Consider the following 17905-nt stretch of genomic DNA (forward strand, 5'->3'; position numbering starts at 1 on the left):
ATGATAGAATGAGAAAGTAAAAATGGGCAATCTTAAAAAGAAAGAAGGATTTGATATGAGCGTACAATTGTTAGATAAAACACGTAAAATAAATAAATTACTGCATAACAATAATTCACATATGGTTGTCTTTAATGATATATGTGAAGTGCTCAGTGAAATACTGGAATCCAACATTCTTGTCATCAGTCGCAAAGGCAAGGTCCTGGGCATCAAGAATAGACCGGATTTTGCAGAATTACATGAGCTGATCGTAGATGCGGTGGGCGGGCATGTCGATGAAATGCTGAACGAGAGATTATTAAGTGTCCTTTCTACAAAAGAGAATGTGAACTTGCTGACCTTGGGGTTTGAGAGTGAAGATATCAGCAGCTATCAGGCAATCATTACACCGATTGATATTGCAGGCGAACGTTTGGGAACATTATTTATTTATCGTAAGGATAAACCTTATGAGATTGATGATATTATACTGAGCGAATATGGGACAACCGTTGTGGGCCTTGAAATGCTTCGTTCTGTGAATGAAGAGAATGCTGAGGAGACGAGAAAGGTTCAGATTGTCAAATCAGCCATCAGTACACTGTCATTCTCTGAGCTGGAAGCCATTACACATATATTTGAAGAGTTGGATGGCAATGAGGGTATTCTTGTAGCCAGCAAGATTGCGGACAGAGTAGGTATTACCCGTTCTGTTATTGTCAATGCACTTCGAAAGTTTGAGAGTGCAGGTGTTATCGAATCCCGTTCCTCCGGTATGAAAGGAACGTACATTAAGGTTTTGAATGACGTTGTCTTTGATGAATTGAAGAAATTATAATTTATATTTTACGAAAATAGACAATTCCAAAGGAATTTTATGAAAAGGCTTGCCAATGGCAGGCCTTTATGTTATAATGCTATTCGGTAAAAAAAGACACGCGGATTGATTTCGGGAATGGTGCCCATTGGGTTGAACCCGGAGAGGACGTCTGCGGAAGAAAAAACCATGGAGGTATTAAAATGAGCGTTATTTCAATGAAACAGTTACTGGAAGCCGGTGTTCATTTCGGACATCAGACAAGAAGATGGAACCCTAAGATGGCTCCTTATATCTACACAGAGAGAAATGGTATCTATATCATCGATCTTCAGAAATCTGTAGGTATGGTTGACGATGCTTACAATGCAATCAAAGATATCGTTGCAGATGGCGGTTCAATCCTTTTTGTTGGTACTAAGAAACAGGCACAGGATGCTATCAAAGCTGAAGCAGAACGTTGCGGTATGTACTATGTAAACCAGAGATGGTTAGGTGGTATGCTTACAAACTTCAAGACAATCGAGAGCAGAATCGCAAGACTCAAAGCAATCGAAAAGATGTCTGAAGATGGTACATTCGAAGTTCTTCCTAAGAAGGAAGTTATCGAACTGAAGAAAGAATGGGAGAAGCTTGAGAAGAACCTTGGCGGTATCAAGGATATGAAGAGAATCCCAGATGCAATCTTCATCGTAGATCCTAAGAAGGAAAGAATCTGTGTACAGGAAGCACACATCCTTGGTATTCCACTCATCGGTATCGCAGATACAAACTGCGACCCAGAAGAACTGGATTACGTTATCCCAGGTAACGATGATGCTATCAGAGCAGTTAAACTGATCGTTTCCAAGATGGCAGATGCTGTTATCGAAGCAAAACAGGGTGCTGATGCTGAAACAACAGAAGCAGCTGAAGCTGATGCAGAATAATTATAGAGACTGATTTGTTCGTTGAATAAATAGTTCAGGCTGTCTCGGGGCCGGATAAGCTTTGAGACAGCTTTTTAAGCTAAATGATATTATTTTTATATATTATATGAATAACGGAGGAATAGAATCATGGCAATTACCGCAGCAATGGTAAAAGAATTAAGAGAAATGACAGGCGCAGGCATGATGGACTGCAAGAAAGCACTGAACGAAGTAGACGGCGATATGGACAAAGCTGTAGAATTCCTTAGAGAAAAAGGTCTTGCAGCAGCAGCTAAGAAAGCATCCAGAATCGCAGCTGAAGGTATTGTAGCAACACTTGTATCTGATGACAAGAAATCTGCTGCTATCGTTGAAGTTAATGCAGAAACAGACTTCGTTGCTAAGAATGAAGTATTCCAGTCATACGTTGCACGTGTAGCTGCACAGGTACTGGCTTCCAATAACACAACTATGGAAGCATTCATGGCAGAACCATGGATCGATGATGCCTCTTTCACAGTAGAACAGGAACTTTCCCAGATGGTTGCTAAGATCGGTGAAAAATTGAGCATCAGAAGATTTGAGAAAGTTACAAATGAAAACGGTGTAATCGCTTCCTACATCCATGCAGGCGGTAAGATCGGTGTTCTGGTTAACATGGATACAACAGCATCCGCTGAAACAGTTGAAGAATGCGGCAAGAATGTTTGTATGCAGGTTGCAGCTCTTAAGCCTCAGTTCACAAACCGTAACGAAGTAAGTGCAGAGCATATCGCACACGAGAAAGAAATCCTTCTTGCTCAGATCATGAACGATCCTAAGGAATCTCAGAAACCAGCTAAGGTTATCGATGGTATCGTAACAGGTCGTATCAACAAAGAATTAAAGGAAATCTGCCTTCTTGATCAGGTTTATGTTAAAGCTGAAGACGGTAAACAGTCCGTTGGTAAATATGTTGAATCTGTAGCTAAAGAAGTTGGTGCACCTATCGCTGTTAAATCTTTCGTACGTTTCGAGACAGGTGAAGGTATGGAAAAACGTGAAGACGATTTTGCAGCTGAGGTTGCTAAACAGGCTGGAATGTAATCTATTCAGCAACTTTACAGAAAAATGTTCTGCTAAACTCAATAAAATCAAGGCTTCTAGCAATTTTATTACTAAAACATGTGTGTTGCGTAAGTATTATAAAGTATCATAATTTATCACCATTTATCACAGTATTTTGCGTCAATCTTGCGTAGGGTTTTGCGTCAGATGACAATCTAGTTCCCTTCGGCTAAGTTTACGCAAAATAACGATTATGGAATGACTTATATACACATATAAGAGACTCTATTATTTAGAGTCTCTTTTTTAGTAAAGAATGAGACGATATACAAAAAGATCGAGTATGAGGCTAACCATTTAGTTGATTAGCCGACCTCTTACGCCACCGTGCGTACCGTTCGGTACACGGCGGTTCTCTAGTTTTCACAAACTGTTAGATAATAGTCAAGCATGGATGTATATCCAAGCTTGGCTATTATTTTATTTGAAAAGATTTGGTTCAGTACCTTGGAAAATATGCGGTGTATCCGTAAAATACCAAAATCTTGTGGCGGTGATGATAAATATAATAATCTGATTATTGTGCATACAGGGATGGAAAGGCTGATAAAAAGTCAGGACAAAAAGAAATCAATCGTGTTCTAAACAAATATAAACTGGAATGTAATCAAAGACGGAAAGTAAATACCATAAGAAAAAATGCAGGATTAGAGGAAATAGACGTAAAAGCACTTGATAAGGAACTGTAAGTTACGATGTTAAAAAGTAGAAGTTACTGATGATGGAACGCCGGATGAGGGGAAACTCTCATGTCCGGTGTGAAGTGGGGGAAAATCTGGCGATAACATCAAAGGATTACCTATCACTATAGGATCGTCTGATTGCCCTACATCATCTGGATATTGGGTGGAAACCGTCTGACTTGGAACAGAGGGAAGGACGTATTATCCGTCCGGGAAACCATAATAAAAAGGTTCATATCTTCCGGTATGTAACAGAATCCACATTCGACAGTTATATGTGGCAGTTAATCGAGAACAAGCAGAAATTCATCTCCCAGATTATGAGGAGCAAAGTACCGGTCAGAAGTTGTGAAGATGTGGACGAAGCGGCGCTGTCCTATGCAGAGGTCAAAGCACTTGCAACCGGAAATCCGGCAGTAAAAGAGAAGATGGCATTGGATGTGGACGTGGCAAAGTTGAAACTTTTAAAAGCCAACCACATGAATAATCAGTATCGTTTGGAAGATGACATTGCAAGGAATTTTCCGCAACAGATTGCAAAACTGATGGAGATCATTGACAGCTACAAGGCAGACATCGCTCATTTTTCTGAGCATAAAATCACAGATCCAGAGCAGTTTTCTATGGAAATCAGTGGCAAAGTGTTCACAGAAAAGAAAGAGGCAGGTATGGCACTTCTGGCGGTCTGCAAAGACATTAAGTCTGTAGATGCAGCTATGGACATTGGAAGCTATCAGGGATTCAACATGAGAATCCAATTCGACAGCTGGAGCAAAGAGTTTATCCTGTCTGTAAAGCATGAATCGGTAGCTAAAGTTCGGTTGGGAGCCGATGCTCTAGAAAATATCACTCGTATCAACAACCTTTTGGAAAGCTATCCGGAGAAACTGGCAGAAGCAGAACAACGGCTGGAAACGGTTCAGGAGCAGATGACAAATGCCAAAGAGGAAGTCGGGAAGCCATTTCCGAAAGAAGAGGAACTGAGCCAAAAACTGGAGCGGCTGTCAGAATTAAATGCACTTCTCAATATGGATGAACGGGAAGATACAGAAACAGAGCAGTCGGAATCAAAAGAGAAAGAAGAAAGACCGGCACGAGGTTCTATCCATGAGAAACTGCAGATTTATAAGGAAAAGAGTCAGCGGGAAAGTGAAACTGGCAAGGAAACCAGAAAACGGGACTTCGGTCTGGAATAAAGAGGAAAGATGGCATAATTTGGTAGAAGAAGGTTCTGTCGGTTATGCCATTTTTTAGAACACAGGAGGAATTTATATGGCAAGAAACAGGATAACGGGTAGAGAAACACAGAAAATGCAGGAATACACGCAGGGACAGATCAGTCAGGCAGAGCGTAGAGGCATAGAATTTCCAACAGATGTAAAAGAACAGCTTTTTGAATATGCGAATCTGATCGGTGAGGAAGAGAAAGTTAGGACTCTGGTAAGAAATCTAGCAGATGCAGTGATCCAGGCAGATGAAGAAGGGGTAGAGGATCTACTGGATGATGCAAGAATGGATATTCAGGATCTACCAGATCCAACCATAGGTAAGCTGGAATTACGTGATTATGGATATACAGCAGAAGACATGGTGCCGCTTAGAAAAGAAGCAGCTTTGGATTATCACAGAATGGGTTCTAAGATTTATTGCCTGGGCAGCGATGGCAGCAAGGGAGAGTATGCAAGTAAAGAAATGATACAGGCGCATGAAGGTCTGTTTGGCATGGAATCGCAGATGTGGGAACGGATAGAGGAGAATGACCTGGATTATGCCGATGAAGATTTTGGAGCATTTCAGGAGCCTATGAGTGTCATTGAGCAGGAAGAAGCACTGAAATTATACGATGCCGGAGCAGATATCTATCTGATCACTAATTTTTCATCACCAATGTATGTCACGGAACGCATGGAAATTGAACGAGGACCGGAGCATTATCAGATGTCTATGACAGAACTGGAGCGTTTCCGTAACCTGGAATGGGAAATGCAGAAATATCCGCAGATTCAGTCTTTGAAAGAGGCAAACCTGTTGTTAGGAACAAGGCGAACCTTTGGTATTTATCAGATCAAGGACGATTCACCGGGCGAAAACTATGCATTTATGAATATGCGCTTTATTGAAAGTCATGGTATGCAGATAAAAAAAGAAGATTATAAGCTGGTCTATGTTGGGGAATTATCGGGAAATATGTCACTGGATGATATTTTTGAAAGGTTCAACATTGATAGACCGGAAGATTTCCGTGGGCATTCCCTGTCTGTCAGTGATATCATAGTTCTGAATGACGGGGAAAAAGTAACCGCTCATTTTGTAGACAGTATCAGTTTTGAACAGCTGGATTCTTTCCTGAATCTGGAAGAACAGGTTCTTAGTGAACTGGCATATGAGGTAGGAGAACGTTACTTTGCTATTCAGAGAACAGAAGAAGGATATGATTATTCGTTTTACGATGAAGATTTTCGTCTGATGGATGGTGGCGTCTATGAAAATGATCAAATTTCTATTGAAGAAGCGGCAGAGGAACTTCTGGAAGACGAAGGCTGGACTGGAGAACGCATCCGTGGAGATTATGATCAGTTGATGGAAAAAGTAGAAGAAATGGATGAAGTTGTAATGGCAGAGATTCAGAAAAGCCAGGGCGAATATAAGCCTTTGGCAAAGGTGGAGGAACTGGAAGAGGCGAATTATAACATGATTGATAACGTCCTTAATAATATGCCACCGAAGAAAGAGCCTTATCTGGAATATTTCGCCACAGAATGTGATGAGTTCCATGATATGGGAGCTTATGAAAAAAGTACCGATGTTAATCAGATTGCTGCGGTCTATGAAAAATATAGGGAGAATCCTAAAACTGCGTATCTGGGATGCTCAATGGGAATTATTTATCGTGATCCGGAAGACAGTTACTATGATGAAGCCGAATTTGCGATCGTTAAAGGGAATACCGTATTCGGAGATCTGATGGATGATGTTCGATTTTATGGAGAACTTGCACTGGTACGGGAAGGGATCGAGAAAATTCATGAAGCATTGCCGGACTACAAGTATGTACCGATGAGGGATGTTCGAGAAGCAATGTATCCTGAGAAAATGACCACAGAACAGCTGGCAGAGGCACTGGATGAGATTGCAGAAGCTTTTGATCCGTATGAGTATCGAGATAATGTGGAGAGGGGAGAAAATACGGTGCAGGAAGTAATGCTGGATTTGAGAAGTGGAAATATTCATTCCTATATTTCATATCTGAAGGATATTGTAGACGAAGAATGCGATCTGTCTGTTCGTGCAGGAGTATTGATTGAAAGACTGAAAGCCTATGAACCTGAACTTCCAAAGGATATGGAACCAATGGTGTATGTAAACTATTGTGAAGAAAGTGATCTCATGAATCCAAGATGTCAGAAGCTGTCTGAGCTGGATGCAAAAACAGCAGAAATGGATAAAGAATGGTATGCAAAACGTGATCCGAAGACAGAGGAACCTACAAAAATTGCAAAGATATATGTGACTGTATATTATGCGGAAAAAGGTGAACAGATGCTGCATCATTTTAAGAAGTCAATGGATATTGGAAATGGACATGGCGGTATTGTGAGTCAGTTGAAGTATGATAATGAAATGAAGCTTACAGATGAGTATTGGATCAATTACCAGAAAGGCAAAGGAAGTGAAGAGTTCCAAAAGTATATGGAAGATCTGACAGACATGCAGAATCATGTGCTTCCGTATCTGCAGAGTTTTTGCAATCTGGAGGAAAAAGGTGTGAAGGAGAGACGAGAACAGCAGATAGCAGAAAGATATGAAGGAAGAGCAGATGAGAGGGTAACAAGTACCGAAGCGAATGAAGTTGTTAAGGATGTAGGAAAAACAGATAGAAAACCGGCACAGCAGAAGCAGGCGGTAGATGGAAAAGATAAGAAATTATCCATTCATGAACGGCTTGAGATCAATAAGAGGATTATTCAAGAAAAGCAGGGAAAAGATAAAACGGAGAGAGGAGTTGATTTGGGTGTAAGGACAGTGTAGAATAAGCAGAACAAGTCGGAGGTCATGGATGATAACGTGGCTTCCGGCTTTATTGCGTATTGTCGGAAGAATTATAAATGGTATAATGAATGTAAATGCGATAAAAGAATGTCGCCTGTTATGCGACTTCCAAATGAGAAAAGTGTGTTATTCTGAGATCAAACAAGAGGCTAATAGAGTCAGGAGGATGACATTATGAGTAAAAAAGGATATAGCAGACCAGGATTCTTTGGATCCATAAACCATTATGATGCAAACGGAAAAAAGTAGGCGAGAGCAGACCAGGATTCTTTGGTGGTATGAACGACTATGATGCAAATGGAAAGAAAATCGGACATAGTTCGCCTTCCTTTTTGGGTGGTATGAATCATTATGACAATAACGGGCATAAAGTAGGTGAGAGTCGACCAGGATTCTTTGGCGGTTTAAACCATTATGATGACAAGGGGCATAAGCGGGGGCATAGCAATCCAGGATTTTTAGGTGGATTCAATCATTACGGTTAAAACTGCACAGAGAGCAGCACAAGCGGCAAGGGCTGCGGCAAAAGCCGCCGTGGTTACGGTAAAGGCGATTGCCAAAGCGACCGCACTTGCCATTAAAGCGATTATTGCCGGAACGAAAGCCTTGATTGCCGCTATCGCCGCAGGCGGCTGGGTGGCGGTTTTGGTTATTATCGTGATTTGCCTGATTGGTATGATCCTCGGCTCAGTATTTGGCATTTTCTTCTCAGACGAAGATTCCGGCACTGGAATGAGTATGCAGACCGTTGTGCAGGAAATCAATACCGAATACGATACCAAGCTGCAAGAGGAAAAGAACTCGGTATCCTATGATGTTCTTGAAATGAGTGGCAGCAGAGCCGTTTGGAAAGAGGTGCTTGCCGTTTACTCTGTAAAAACGAATACGGATCAAGATAACCCCCAAGAGGTTGCCACAATGGACGATGGCAAAAAGCAACTCTTAAAAGACATCTTTTGGGAGATGAATCAAATATCTTCCCGAACAGAGAGCAAGACCGAAACAGTTATTACCGAAACCGATGACGGACACGGTAATATCGTGGAAACTGAAAGCACGGTCACACAAACCTATCTGTATATTACCGTCAGCCACAAGACTGCCGAGGAAATGGCGGCGCAATATGGTTTTAACGAAGAACAGAAAGGCTACCTCGCTGAACTGCTTGCAGATGAAAACAATTACCTTTGGTCACAGGTGCTTTACGGCATTACAGGCGGCGACGGACAGATCGTGACCGTTGCACTCTCTCTGGTTGGCAATGTGGGCGGTCAGCCGTATTGGTCGTGGTACGGTTTTAACTCCCGTGTAGAATGGTGTGCTTGCTTTGTATCTTGGTGTGCCAACGAGTGCGGCTATATCGACGCTGGAGTTATCCCAAAATATGCAGGCTGTGTCAACGGAGTACAATGGTTTAAGGATCGTGGACAATGGCTGGATGGCAGCGCCGAGCCTGCCCCCGGAATGATTATTTTCTTCGATTGGGCAGACGAAAGTGGTCAGGATGGATTATCCGACCATACGGGTATTGTTCAAAAGGTCGAAAACGGCAAGGTTTATACGGTCGAGGGCAACTCCGGCGACAGTTGCCGAGTCAATGAGTATTCTATCGGTTATTACGAGATTCTTGGCTACGGCGCACCTGCCTATTAAAATACACAAGCCGCCTGCATTTTGCAGGCGGTTGGATTACATATCAGAAAGATATTGTGCCGGTTTGAAAACTAAAAGTCTCAAAATACAGACTTAATAATTGCGATTTCACTCTCAAAGTGCTATAATACAAACTATATTTGGGTGGAGGTGCGGAAATGAAAGTACGGTACAACAAACTTTGGAAACTTCTGATTGACAAGGGAATGAAAAAGAGTCAATTACGAGAAGCGGTCGGGGCAAGCAAAAGTACATTTGCGAAACTCGGAAAAAATGAAAATGTTACCCTTCCCGTGCTGTTGAATATATGCGAATACTTAGAGTGTGATTTTGGCGACATAATGGAAGCCGTACCCGAAAATGAGGTGTAGGATCAATGAACAAGAAGATTTTAATTGTGGATGACGAAAAAGAAATCGTTGATCTGCTTGAAGTGTATTTGAGTAACGATGGTTATTCAGTATATAAATGTTATAATGGGTTAGAGGCGATGAAATGTATCAAACAGTCGCAGATTGATTTAGCGATACTTGATATTATGCTGCCGGATATTGATGGTTTTCGACTTTGCCAAAAAATTCGGGAAAAGTTTTACTTCCCTATTATTATGCTTACCGCCAAAATTGAGGATAGCGACAAGATTATGGGGCTTACGATTGGTGCGGATGATTATATAACGAAACCGTTTAATCCTTTAGAGGTTGTGGCAAGAGTAAAGACGCAATTAAGGCGTTATCAGAGCTATAACAGTCCTAATTTGAGCCAATCCGAAGAAAAAGACGAGTATGACATCAGAGGTCTACTGATAAACAGAGTCAGCCACAAGTGCTACTTGTATGGCAAAGAAATAGCCTTGACTCCGTTGGAGTTTTCTATTCTGTGGTATCTGTGCGAACATCAGGGTAAAGTTGTCGCCTCGGAGGAATTATTTGAAGCCGTGTGGAAAGAAAAGTATCTTCGCAACAGTAACAATACGGTAATGGCGCACATTGGGCGGCTTCGGGAAAAATTGAATGAACCTTCAAAAAATCCGAAGTTCATTAAAACTGTTTGGGGGGTAGGGTATGAAATTGAATAAAAAAGAAAAAAACTATCTGCTCTCTACCTTGTTCAAAGGGTATGTAATTCAATGTGCGATTTGCTCTGTGCTTATTTTTGGCGGTACTTTTCTTTTAGGAATTATGGCAGAGGAAATTCTCCGCAAGTATGTTTTGTATTATTACTTGTATTACAGAACAGTATATCTTTATATAGTGGCTGTAATCGTGTGGGGTGGCTGTATTATATACATGACATACCTACTTTTGAAAAAAGTAGTCGCCTATGTGTACGAGGTACAGGCTGCGACAGGAAAAATGTTCGATCAGAATGTCAGTTACATTGAAATGTCCCCGGAGTTGAGTGAAATCGCCGCTAACATCAATCAGTTAAAACAAGAGGCTGAAAGTAATGCAAGGCTTGCAAAAGAAAATGAGCAGCGAAAAAATGACCTGATTATGTATCTTGCACACGATTTGAAAACACCGCTTTCTTCTGTAATCGGGTATCTTACTTTACTGCGTGATGAGTCGCAAATCTCAAAGGAACTTCGAGAAAAGTACCTTTCAATCACTCTTGGTAAGGCAGAACGGTTAGAGGATCTGATTAACGAGTTTTTCGAGATAACACGATTCAATATATACGATATTACATTACAATACACGAAAATCAATTTAACTCGCCTGCTGGAGCAACTTGTATATGAATTTAAGCCTATGCTCAAATCAAAGAATTTGCAATGTAATCTTTGTGTTGATGATGATATAATGCTTCGATGTGACGCAGACAAAATTCAGCGTGTTTTTGATAACCTTTTGAGAAATGCGGTTATCTACAGTTTTGAAAATACGGATATCACGATCAGCGCACAATGTCAGGAAGATACGGTCAGCATTATTTTTTGTAACCACGGCGATACTCTGCCGGAAGAAAAGTTAAACAGGATTTTCGAGCAGTTTTATCGGCTTGACGCAGCGAGAAGTACAAGCAGTGGAGGAGCTGGATTAGGTTTGGCGATTGCAAAGCAGATTGTTGAACTACACAATGGTACAATCGTTGCAGAGAGCCAAGAGGATCAAAACAAGTTTTCAATTACTTTGCCGTTGGCGTAGGAAAATTGTAAGAATTTGCATAGAAAAAAAGAGGAATATCTTACGAGCAATCAAGAAAATACGGGCTTCTGTTTTGGTACAATAAAAGTATCAAGATAGAGGCTCGTATTTTTTGTGATACAGCATAAGGAGGAATGATGAAGTTGCTAAGAAAACAAATGCTGCTATGTTCTATTTTGTTTCTTGTATTTACGCTATCTGCCTGCTCTGCAATTGGGCAGACAGACGAAAACAATCTTACAGATAGCGCAACATCCGCAGAAAAAACGGTATCAGTTGTACGAGGGACAATTACTCCAACCGTTTCAACGCAAACGACTATTGTTCCGGCAGTACCGTTTATTATTTTCTCACCCGAAAATGGCATATTTAATACAGCGGTAGAATTAGAAGAAAAAATCACTGCCGGGCAAATTATTGGAACTGTGAACGGCAAAGAATTGAAATCTCCGGTGGATGGTACAATTACCTCTATTGCCCCATCCAATGAAAGCGTACCGAGTAATTATCCCGTAGCGATAGTGCATTATACAGGATTTGCCCTCAATGTAGAGGCAGATAATTTTTTGAGTACCTTACCGGAGTATGCAGAGTTGAAAGCAAAATTTCAAGTATATGATGGTGTAGGACCAACCGATATGATTGCCGTGGTGTCGCCTGCCGCAGATGAAAATGCGTTTACGGGAATCGTGCCGCAAGAGGGCATTCTGCAATGCTTGATCAGTCAAACAGTCGATGTGAAATCGGGGCAAAGTGCAACGGTAGTCATAACGGCGACAACGAGAAATGATGTCCTTATATTGCCGCTGTCGGTAATAGCGGGTAGACAAGGGACGGGATTGGTTACTGTAATTACTCCGAATGGAGAAAGAGTGGAAACAAAAGTGACATTGGGTGTGACAGACGGAGCCAATATAGAAATACTGTCCGGCTTAGAGGAGGGCGATGTAGTTTCTGCTACTCCGCCAAACCTTGATCCGAGGGGGATTTGATAAAATGAAAGGAATTTCCGAAAAGACTTTAATCAAAATAAAGGATTTGAAAGCAAGCGTCAAATTGAATAATGGCGATATGCTGACAACAGTAACCAACGCTAATATGGAATTGCAACGAGGGCGCAGTTATGCCATTGTCGGAAAGTCCGGCTCAGGCAAAACAAGCCTTATATCCATTATTGGCTTGTTAAATCGGGAATATGAGGGCGAGTACCTTTATGATGGTATATCTATTTCTGCTTTGAAAGACCGTGATCTGTCTATACTGCGAGCCAATAATATCGGATTTGTATTTCAGAACTACTCTCTGATTAAGCACTTGCGGGTATGGGAAAATATCGAATTACCCCTACTCTATGCCAAAAAGTCGTTTACCGCCAAACAGCGTCACGAGATAATTACAGGCTTGCTAAAAAGTGTCGGCTTAGAAAGCAAGGAAAATGATTACCCAATCAATTTGTCCGGCGGTGAACAACAAAGAGTTGCAATCGCAAGGGCGCTTGCAGTATCTCCGGAAGCCATTTTATGTGATGAGCCTACGGGAGCGTTGGATAAAAAGACGGGAACGCAGATTATGGAACTGTTGCACAGCGTCGTAAAAGAAAATGGAATTATGCTGCTGTTGGTTACGCACGATCCTGATATTGCAGATACCTGTGATACGATTTTTGAAATGGATGGAGGGAGGATAACTTGTGCTAAAAATGATACTTAAAGACCTTCGTCTGTCTCCACTTAGAAGTATTCTGACAAGTGTTTCAATGCTTGTAGGCATTATCGCAATGCTTGGATCGGTATTAGTTGGTACGCTTGGACGGGAGTATTTGATTTCCGTAAACGCACAGGTATATGGCTGGTCACCTACTTACTCATTCGTGATAACGGAATCCGATTTTCACGATAGAAATAAAATGGAACAATTATTCCAGAGATTTGAAGCCATTGATGATGTAGCCGCTGTTACTTTTTCTATGGGAGAAGATATTCGATTTGCACCAATGAAAGATTTAACGCCAATACCGCCGAATGATGTTTACCAAAACCTGATGGCTTTTGATTTAGTTTGCACCACGGAGGCATATAGTCAAGTCTATAATCTTCCAATGACATCCGGTAGATGGTTAGAGCCTTCGAGTGAGGGCGGATCGCTTGAAGTGGTCATAAACAAAGAAGCTAAAAACTATTTTAATGATTCGCCCTATGCTGCAGGAAATGTAAAAAGCACACTTTCGTTAACCCCATTCAATATTGTCGGAGTAGTAAACGATGGCAGGGATTTTCCGACTATCTATGCGGATTCTGCGGCGATCCTCAATTTCGCACCAGCAATGTGGCAAGTACAAAATGCAAATGTGTATTGGCATCCCACAACAGGACTGACAATCGAACAGATACATTCTGCCCTTGGCGACATTTTGACTGATACCATTGGCGGTTACTGGGAAAGTGCTGGGCGGAGTGATATTGGAGATACCTATGATTCGGTATTGTCCATACTGCAATTAGGGCTTTTGGTTACTTCGCTTTTGTTGCTGTTTGTTTCCGTATTAGGGCAGATCAATATCGGACTATCTTCATTGGAACAGCGCACACATGAGTTGCTGATCCGCAGAGCGATAGGTGCTTCACGAACAAATATTGTGGCATTGGTTTTAGGCTCACAGTTGATTTTATCAATATTCGTTTGCTTTGCAGCTATTTTGATTTCGCTGATTTTGGTGCATTGTATTGGAGCGTTGCTCCCTGTGGATTCCCCGGTGGGAACACCGAGTTATCCAATCAGCGTTGCTGTTGTTGCAGTTGCTGTGTCTGTGCTTACAGCATTATTGGGCGGATTATTACCAGCATTGAAAGCAGCAAAATTAGAGCCTGCATTGGCTCTTAGATAATAAAACTCAATTCAAGGAGGAAACAAAATGAAACGAACAATCTCAAAATCCGAAAGACCGTACAGACTGTTATTGTGTGTTATGATTTCTTTGCTGGTGATTATGCTGGCAGGCTGCTCCACTTCTTCGGACTCCGACACAAACACAAGAGGTTTCACGGACTTTGCTACCATTGAAGAAGAATACCTAACGACCATTGAGAGTTTGAATTGGCCGGAGGGCTTTACGCCGCCTGATGCTTTGGAAGGCGAAGATACGGGAGCGTCTTTTCAGATAGGATATGGCGATACAAGAGCATCTAACCTTTGGGAATATTCTTGGATGCAGGAATGGCTTGATACTTACAATACGGATTCGGAAAGGGCGGCAAAAGCCTTAGCTGAACTCGAAAAAGCCTTTGATATGCCTTATATGGGAACAGATCGCTGTGATGACGCCACACGCAAATATCTTCGTGATAATATTGATAAAGCTAAGTTGGGAGATCCGTCTGGATTTACAGAGTGTATTCAGGCAAATTATGCCGATTAAAAATGGCACATAGGAGTTTTGGTGTTGGGAGGTGAGCACATATATGCAGAGAAAACGCCGTAAGAAAAAACGATTTGGAGTATTTTTGTTTTTGCTTGTAGTTTGTATCGGCATAGGTATAATGTTTGTGCCGTGGGCAATGCAGCCGGAAAATTTCAGAGAGGTAAAGAATAAAATAAATGGTTTTCTCTACAAAGAAGATTTTCCTGACTCTTATAATGCAAAATCGCTGATTTTGGTGGATTGTTCTGATGATGAAATATTTGTTTCAAAAAACGAGAACGAGCCACAAATTCCTGCAAGTTTAGCCAAGCTGTTTGTTATTGAGTATGCGTCAACTTTAGCAGACCTTGATAGTATCGTTGTTGCAGACTATGGTGCTATTTCACTCACGAAACCTGGCTCGTCTGTTGCTCAAATCAAGGAAAAAGAATACTTTTTACACAATCTATTTGCGGCAATGTTAGTACCGTCAGGGAATGACGCAGCTTATGTGGTTGCTGATTATTGTGGAGGATTACTTTCGCCGCAAGCAGAAAGCTGTCAAGAGCGTGTGAGGATTTTCATGGAGAACTTAAACCTGCATTTGCAACAGCAGGGGTACTTAGACACAGTTTTATATGATCCGAGTGGTTTTGATATGGAGGCACTTACCACCACTTTAGATTTGAAAGAAGTAGTATATCGGTTGTTGGAATACTCGTGGTTTAGAGAAATTGTATCTCAAAACACTTATACGGCAACACTGCCTGATGGCAGTACACAAATATGGCAGAATACAAACGCCTTCCTTGATCCGACATCCGAATATTACAACGAAAATGTATGCGGAATTAAGACTGGCTCTCTGTCTGACGACTATAACTTGATTGTGCTTTATCAGCAGCACGGAAAAGAGTTTTTGATATGCAGTTTAGGCTCTCAGTCCGATTCCTCTCGTTATGACGATGTGAATTTTATTCTGAAAACGATTGATGAATCGTATTATCTCACGCAATAAATCTTATGTTGTCCAAGACAAAAAAACTAACCAAGGGGGGTGATAATATCGGACGAATCGTAATAATGGAGTTCAAAGCACAAGACTCAACAGCCTTTGACGATATGCTGGCTTTTGTAAAACAGCACCCTGATTTTGAAAAATTAGAGATTTCATATGAGCCGACATTATCCCTTTCCGGCTTAGAAATCAATTTGAGCCGGCGCAGAGTTATCAATAACGGTCAGGAAATTGAACTGACCGTCAAAGAGTACGATATACTCTGCTTGCTCGCAGCCAATAAAGGTCGTGTTCTTACATACGAGCAGATTTATGATAAGGTGTGGGGCGAAATATCAGCAGGCAATGAAAAGGATACCGTAGGCTTTCACATTCGGAATCTTCGTAAAAAACTTTGTGATACAAACTCTCACTTTTCCATAGATAGTGTTCGTGAGATCGGCTACCGCTTTAACAGTCAGTAAGCAGTCCCTCGTAGTTCATAATGAATTGCGAGGGATTATTCATTTTCTAAGACGGTATGTCGGAATTTGATAAATCCCTGCAAATGTTGATTTTATACGACTGTTAAGAGCAATATCGTGTCTAAACTTGCGACTGGACTTTGCATTTTCTACGAGTTATCTTCGTAATATCTCGGCATTATACTACTGGAATGTTTATCATAAACAGGGCATGATTTATGGCAGAATGGGCAGTCGTTCTCGTGCCATTTATTAGGTCTTGCTTGGATACGAATATGTTTAACTCCATTCTTATCAGAGTAAAGATTACAATTTTTTATAACTGTGTTCTTGACATTAAGGACACTTTTGCATAATGTATTAACTGAAGCCACTTGTGAATACTCCTTTTGTGTTTTTCTTCGCAGTTAATACATTAAAGGACACAAGTGTTTTTTCAATATGGTGTTGTTAATTTATGGTGTTAGGCTTCCGCCATTATGCCAGAAGCCTCATATAAATTTATTGGGAAGAGTTACCGATCAAGTTTTCTCAGAATCCGAAGAATGGGATATTGATACGGTGTCAGAAACTATTGCATCGGAATATGAAAGAGCAACGAATCTTTCGATAAATAAAGAGAAGCAGAATTTGCCAATAGAAGAAAAACGAACGATAGATGTTAAAGAAATACGAGAATGGCTGAACTTTATTATTACGATTATATCAGTTGTTTTGGGAGTTACGAATTCTTCAGCAACAACGATAAATAATTACAATTATACACAACAAGTCAATAATTATTACATCGTTGGAATGGGATATGATGCGAAGGAGCTAAATACGACTAAATATAGAATCGTTAATAGAGAATCTATTGTACGACTGAAGCATGACTGCCATTCGATTGTAATTGAAAAGCTTGAGGAAGGGAAAGTTGTTAGAATTATAGATAAATATAAAAAGTGGCGACAGATAATTTGGGAGAATGAAGATGGTGAAGAATGTATGGGGTGGATTCAAAATTATAGATTAACTGAGTTTAAAGTGCCTAGAAATAAATGATGTATATTTGATGAAATAGAATCTATAAGTGAAGGAAGTATTATGTGTGGTAGATATTATATTGATTCTGATATGGCAGATGAAATCGAAAAAGTAGTGCATGATATAGACCAACGGATCCGGCAGGAACATTTTGCAGGAGATATCTTTCCAACCAATGTAGCACCGATCATTGAAAAATCAGAACATGGATTGAAACTGGATGTTTGCAAGTGGGGATATCCATTGTCACAAGGAAAGAATCTGGTTATAAATGCAAGAGCAGAATCTGTTATGGACAAACCTTCTTTTCGAAATGGAATCCTCTATCACCGCATTTTGATACCGGCAAGTGGGTTCTATGAATGGAATCGGTTAAAAGAGAAAAATACATTTTCCAGATATGATGCACCAGTATTGTATATGGCTGGCTTCTGTGATTGGTTTGAGAATGAACGACGATTTGTGATTATGACTACAGCAGCCAATGAATCTATGATAAAAGTACATGATCGTATGCCGCTGATATTGGAAAAAGGACAGCTGAAAGATTGGTTCGATGACAGGAAAATGGAGCAAATTCTGCATCAGGTACCGGTTCAGCTAAAACGAGAGGCAGAATACGAACAGCAGAGCTTATTCTTATAATG

The 17905-nt window shown here is 40.8% G+C and carries 18 protein-coding genes; all 18 read left to right on the forward strand.

Annotation, left to right across the window (positions count from 1 at the left end; translation table 11 throughout):
- Positions 1 to 55 precede the first annotated feature (55 nt).
- The 18 genes from codY (at position 56) to HED67_RS08615 (ending at position 17903) form a co-directional block, all read left to right on the forward strand.
- Positions 56 to 820, forward strand: coding sequence for a GTP-sensing pleiotropic transcriptional regulator CodY (codY, locus tag HED67_RS08530; RefSeq protein WP_178441293.1), 765 nt, complete (start codon positions 56 to 58; stop codon positions 818 to 820).
- Positions 821 to 1002: 182 nt separating this feature from the next.
- Entirely contained in the window at positions 1003 to 1728 is a 726-nt protein-coding gene (rpsB, locus tag HED67_RS08535) for a 30S ribosomal protein S2 (RefSeq protein ID WP_215633051.1), read from the forward strand.
- Positions 1729 to 1857: 129 nt separating this feature from the next.
- Positions 1858 to 2796, forward strand: a complete 939-nt coding sequence (gene tsf, locus HED67_RS08540; RefSeq protein ID WP_221718053.1) for a translation elongation factor Ts — start codon at positions 1858 to 1860, stop codon at positions 2794 to 2796.
- An 883-nt stretch (positions 2797 to 3679) separates the two neighbouring features.
- Positions 3680 to 4696, forward strand: coding sequence for a helicase (locus HED67_RS08545; protein ID WP_246612160.1), 1017 nt, complete (start codon positions 3680 to 3682; stop codon positions 4694 to 4696).
- A gap of 76 nt (positions 4697 to 4772) precedes the next feature.
- Positions 4773 to 7529: a YodL domain-containing protein gene (locus HED67_RS08550; RefSeq protein WP_015514513.1), complete on the forward strand. Its 2757-nt coding sequence runs from the start codon at positions 4773 to 4775 to the stop codon at positions 7527 to 7529.
- Positions 7530 to 7828: 299 nt separating this feature from the next.
- Complete coding sequence (locus tag HED67_RS08555) at positions 7829 to 8035, forward strand: hypothetical protein (RefSeq protein WP_221718054.1); 207 nt, start codon at positions 7829 to 7831, stop codon at positions 8033 to 8035.
- Positions 8013 to 9203 (forward strand): CHAP domain-containing protein, encoded by a 1191-nt coding sequence (locus HED67_RS17720; RefSeq protein ID WP_008703824.1) that lies wholly within the window; start codon positions 8013 to 8015, stop codon positions 9201 to 9203. The genes HED67_RS08555 and HED67_RS17720 overlap by 23 nt, the downstream gene beginning before the upstream one ends.
- Before the next feature lie 158 nt (positions 9204 to 9361).
- Positions 9362 to 9574: a helix-turn-helix domain-containing protein gene (locus HED67_RS08565; RefSeq protein ID WP_008703822.1), complete on the forward strand. Its 213-nt coding sequence runs from the start codon at positions 9362 to 9364 to the stop codon at positions 9572 to 9574.
- Between the two features lie 5 nt (positions 9575 to 9579).
- The gene (gene vanR / locus HED67_RS08570) at positions 9580 to 10281 is read left to right on the forward strand and encodes a VanR-ABDEGLN family response regulator transcription factor (RefSeq protein ID WP_004853366.1); all 702 of its coding nucleotides are present in this window, start codon (positions 9580 to 9582) and stop codon (positions 10279 to 10281) included.
- Positions 10268 to 11353 carry a sensor histidine kinase gene (locus HED67_RS08575; RefSeq protein ID WP_008703821.1) on the forward strand — a complete coding sequence of 362 codons (1086 nt, stop codon included), beginning with the start codon at positions 10268 to 10270 and terminating at the stop codon, positions 11351 to 11353. The genes vanR and HED67_RS08575 overlap by 14 nt, the downstream gene beginning before the upstream one ends.
- A gap of 134 nt (positions 11354 to 11487) precedes the next feature.
- Positions 11488 to 12345, forward strand: a complete 858-nt coding sequence (locus tag HED67_RS08580; protein ID WP_117449615.1) for a hypothetical protein — start codon at positions 11488 to 11490, stop codon at positions 12343 to 12345.
- 4 nt (positions 12346 to 12349) lie between these two features.
- Complete coding sequence (locus tag HED67_RS08585; protein WP_004853372.1) at positions 12350 to 13063, forward strand: ABC transporter ATP-binding protein; 714 nt, start codon at positions 12350 to 12352, stop codon at positions 13061 to 13063.
- A complete protein-coding gene (locus tag HED67_RS08590) occupies positions 13053 to 14237 on the forward strand; it encodes an ABC transporter permease (protein ID WP_117456454.1) in 1185 nt (394 codons plus the stop codon). Before HED67_RS08585 ends, HED67_RS08590 begins: the two co-directional genes overlap by 11 nt.
- A 27-nt stretch (positions 14238 to 14264) precedes the next feature.
- The gene (locus HED67_RS08595; protein WP_015514509.1) at positions 14265 to 14768 is read left to right on the forward strand and encodes a hypothetical protein; all 504 of its coding nucleotides are present in this window, start codon (positions 14265 to 14267) and stop codon (positions 14766 to 14768) included.
- A gap of 43 nt (positions 14769 to 14811) precedes the next feature.
- A complete protein-coding gene (locus HED67_RS08600; protein WP_012744280.1) occupies positions 14812 to 15768 on the forward strand; it encodes a D-alanyl-D-alanine carboxypeptidase family protein in 957 nt (318 codons plus the stop codon).
- Positions 15769 to 15833: 65 nt separating this feature from the next.
- Positions 15834 to 16232: a winged helix-turn-helix domain-containing protein gene (locus HED67_RS08605; RefSeq protein ID WP_015514508.1), complete on the forward strand. Its 399-nt coding sequence runs from the start codon at positions 15834 to 15836 to the stop codon at positions 16230 to 16232.
- 441 nt (positions 16233 to 16673) lie between these two features.
- Entirely contained in the window at positions 16674 to 17276 is a 603-nt protein-coding gene (locus HED67_RS08610) for a hypothetical protein (RefSeq protein ID WP_015514507.1), read from the forward strand.
- A 42-nt stretch (positions 17277 to 17318) separates the two neighbouring features.
- Positions 17319 to 17903 carry an SOS response-associated peptidase gene (locus HED67_RS08615; protein WP_012744277.1) on the forward strand — a complete coding sequence of 195 codons (585 nt, stop codon included), beginning with the start codon at positions 17319 to 17321 and terminating at the stop codon, positions 17901 to 17903.
- Positions 17904 to 17905 lie beyond the last annotated feature (2 nt).

Source organism: Pseudocoprococcus catus, from assembly GCF_019734885.1.
GTDB lineage: Bacteria > Bacillota > Clostridia > Lachnospirales > Lachnospiraceae > Coprococcus_A > Coprococcus_A catus.

What these genes read in the sequence shown, in the direction of transcription:
- HED67_RS08580 (WP_117449615.1), top strand. Translation starts at nt 11,488, where the DNA reads ATGATGAAGTTGCTAAGAAAACAAATGCTGCTATGTTCTATTTTGTTT.
- vanR (WP_004853366.1), top strand. Translation starts at nt 9,580, where the DNA reads ATGAACAAGAAGATTTTAATTGTGGATGACGAAAAAGAAATCGTTGAT.
- HED67_RS08600 (WP_012744280.1), top strand. Translation starts at nt 14,812, where the DNA reads ATGCAGAGAAAACGCCGTAAGAAAAAACGATTTGGAGTATTTTTGTTT.
- codY (WP_178441293.1), top strand. Translation starts at nt 56, where the DNA reads ATGAGCGTACAATTGTTAGATAAAACACGTAAAATAAATAAATTACTG.
- HED67_RS08555 (WP_221718054.1), top strand. Translation starts at nt 7,829, where the DNA reads ATGAACGACTATGATGCAAATGGAAAGAAAATCGGACATAGTTCGCCT.
- HED67_RS08575 (WP_008703821.1), top strand. Translation starts at nt 10,268, where the DNA reads ATGAAATTGAATAAAAAAGAAAAAAACTATCTGCTCTCTACCTTGTTC.
- HED67_RS08610 (WP_015514507.1), top strand. Translation starts at nt 16,674, where the DNA reads ATGGTGTTGTTAATTTATGGTGTTAGGCTTCCGCCATTATGCCAGAAG.
- HED67_RS08615 (WP_012744277.1), top strand. Translation starts at nt 17,319, where the DNA reads ATGTGTGGTAGATATTATATTGATTCTGATATGGCAGATGAAATCGAA.
- HED67_RS08585 (WP_004853372.1), top strand. Translation starts at nt 12,350, where the DNA reads ATGAAAGGAATTTCCGAAAAGACTTTAATCAAAATAAAGGATTTGAAA.
- tsf (WP_221718053.1), top strand. Translation starts at nt 1,858, where the DNA reads ATGGCAATTACCGCAGCAATGGTAAAAGAATTAAGAGAAATGACAGGC.
- HED67_RS08595 (WP_015514509.1), top strand. Translation starts at nt 14,265, where the DNA reads ATGAAACGAACAATCTCAAAATCCGAAAGACCGTACAGACTGTTATTG.
- HED67_RS08565 (WP_008703822.1), top strand. Translation starts at nt 9,362, where the DNA reads ATGAAAGTACGGTACAACAAACTTTGGAAACTTCTGATTGACAAGGGA.
- HED67_RS08590 (WP_117456454.1), top strand. Translation starts at nt 13,053, where the DNA reads ATGATACTTAAAGACCTTCGTCTGTCTCCACTTAGAAGTATTCTGACA.
- HED67_RS08550 (WP_015514513.1), top strand. Translation starts at nt 4,773, where the DNA reads ATGGCAAGAAACAGGATAACGGGTAGAGAAACACAGAAAATGCAGGAA.
- rpsB (WP_215633051.1), top strand. Translation starts at nt 1,003, where the DNA reads ATGAGCGTTATTTCAATGAAACAGTTACTGGAAGCCGGTGTTCATTTC.
- HED67_RS08605 (WP_015514508.1), top strand. Translation starts at nt 15,834, where the DNA reads ATGGAGTTCAAAGCACAAGACTCAACAGCCTTTGACGATATGCTGGCT.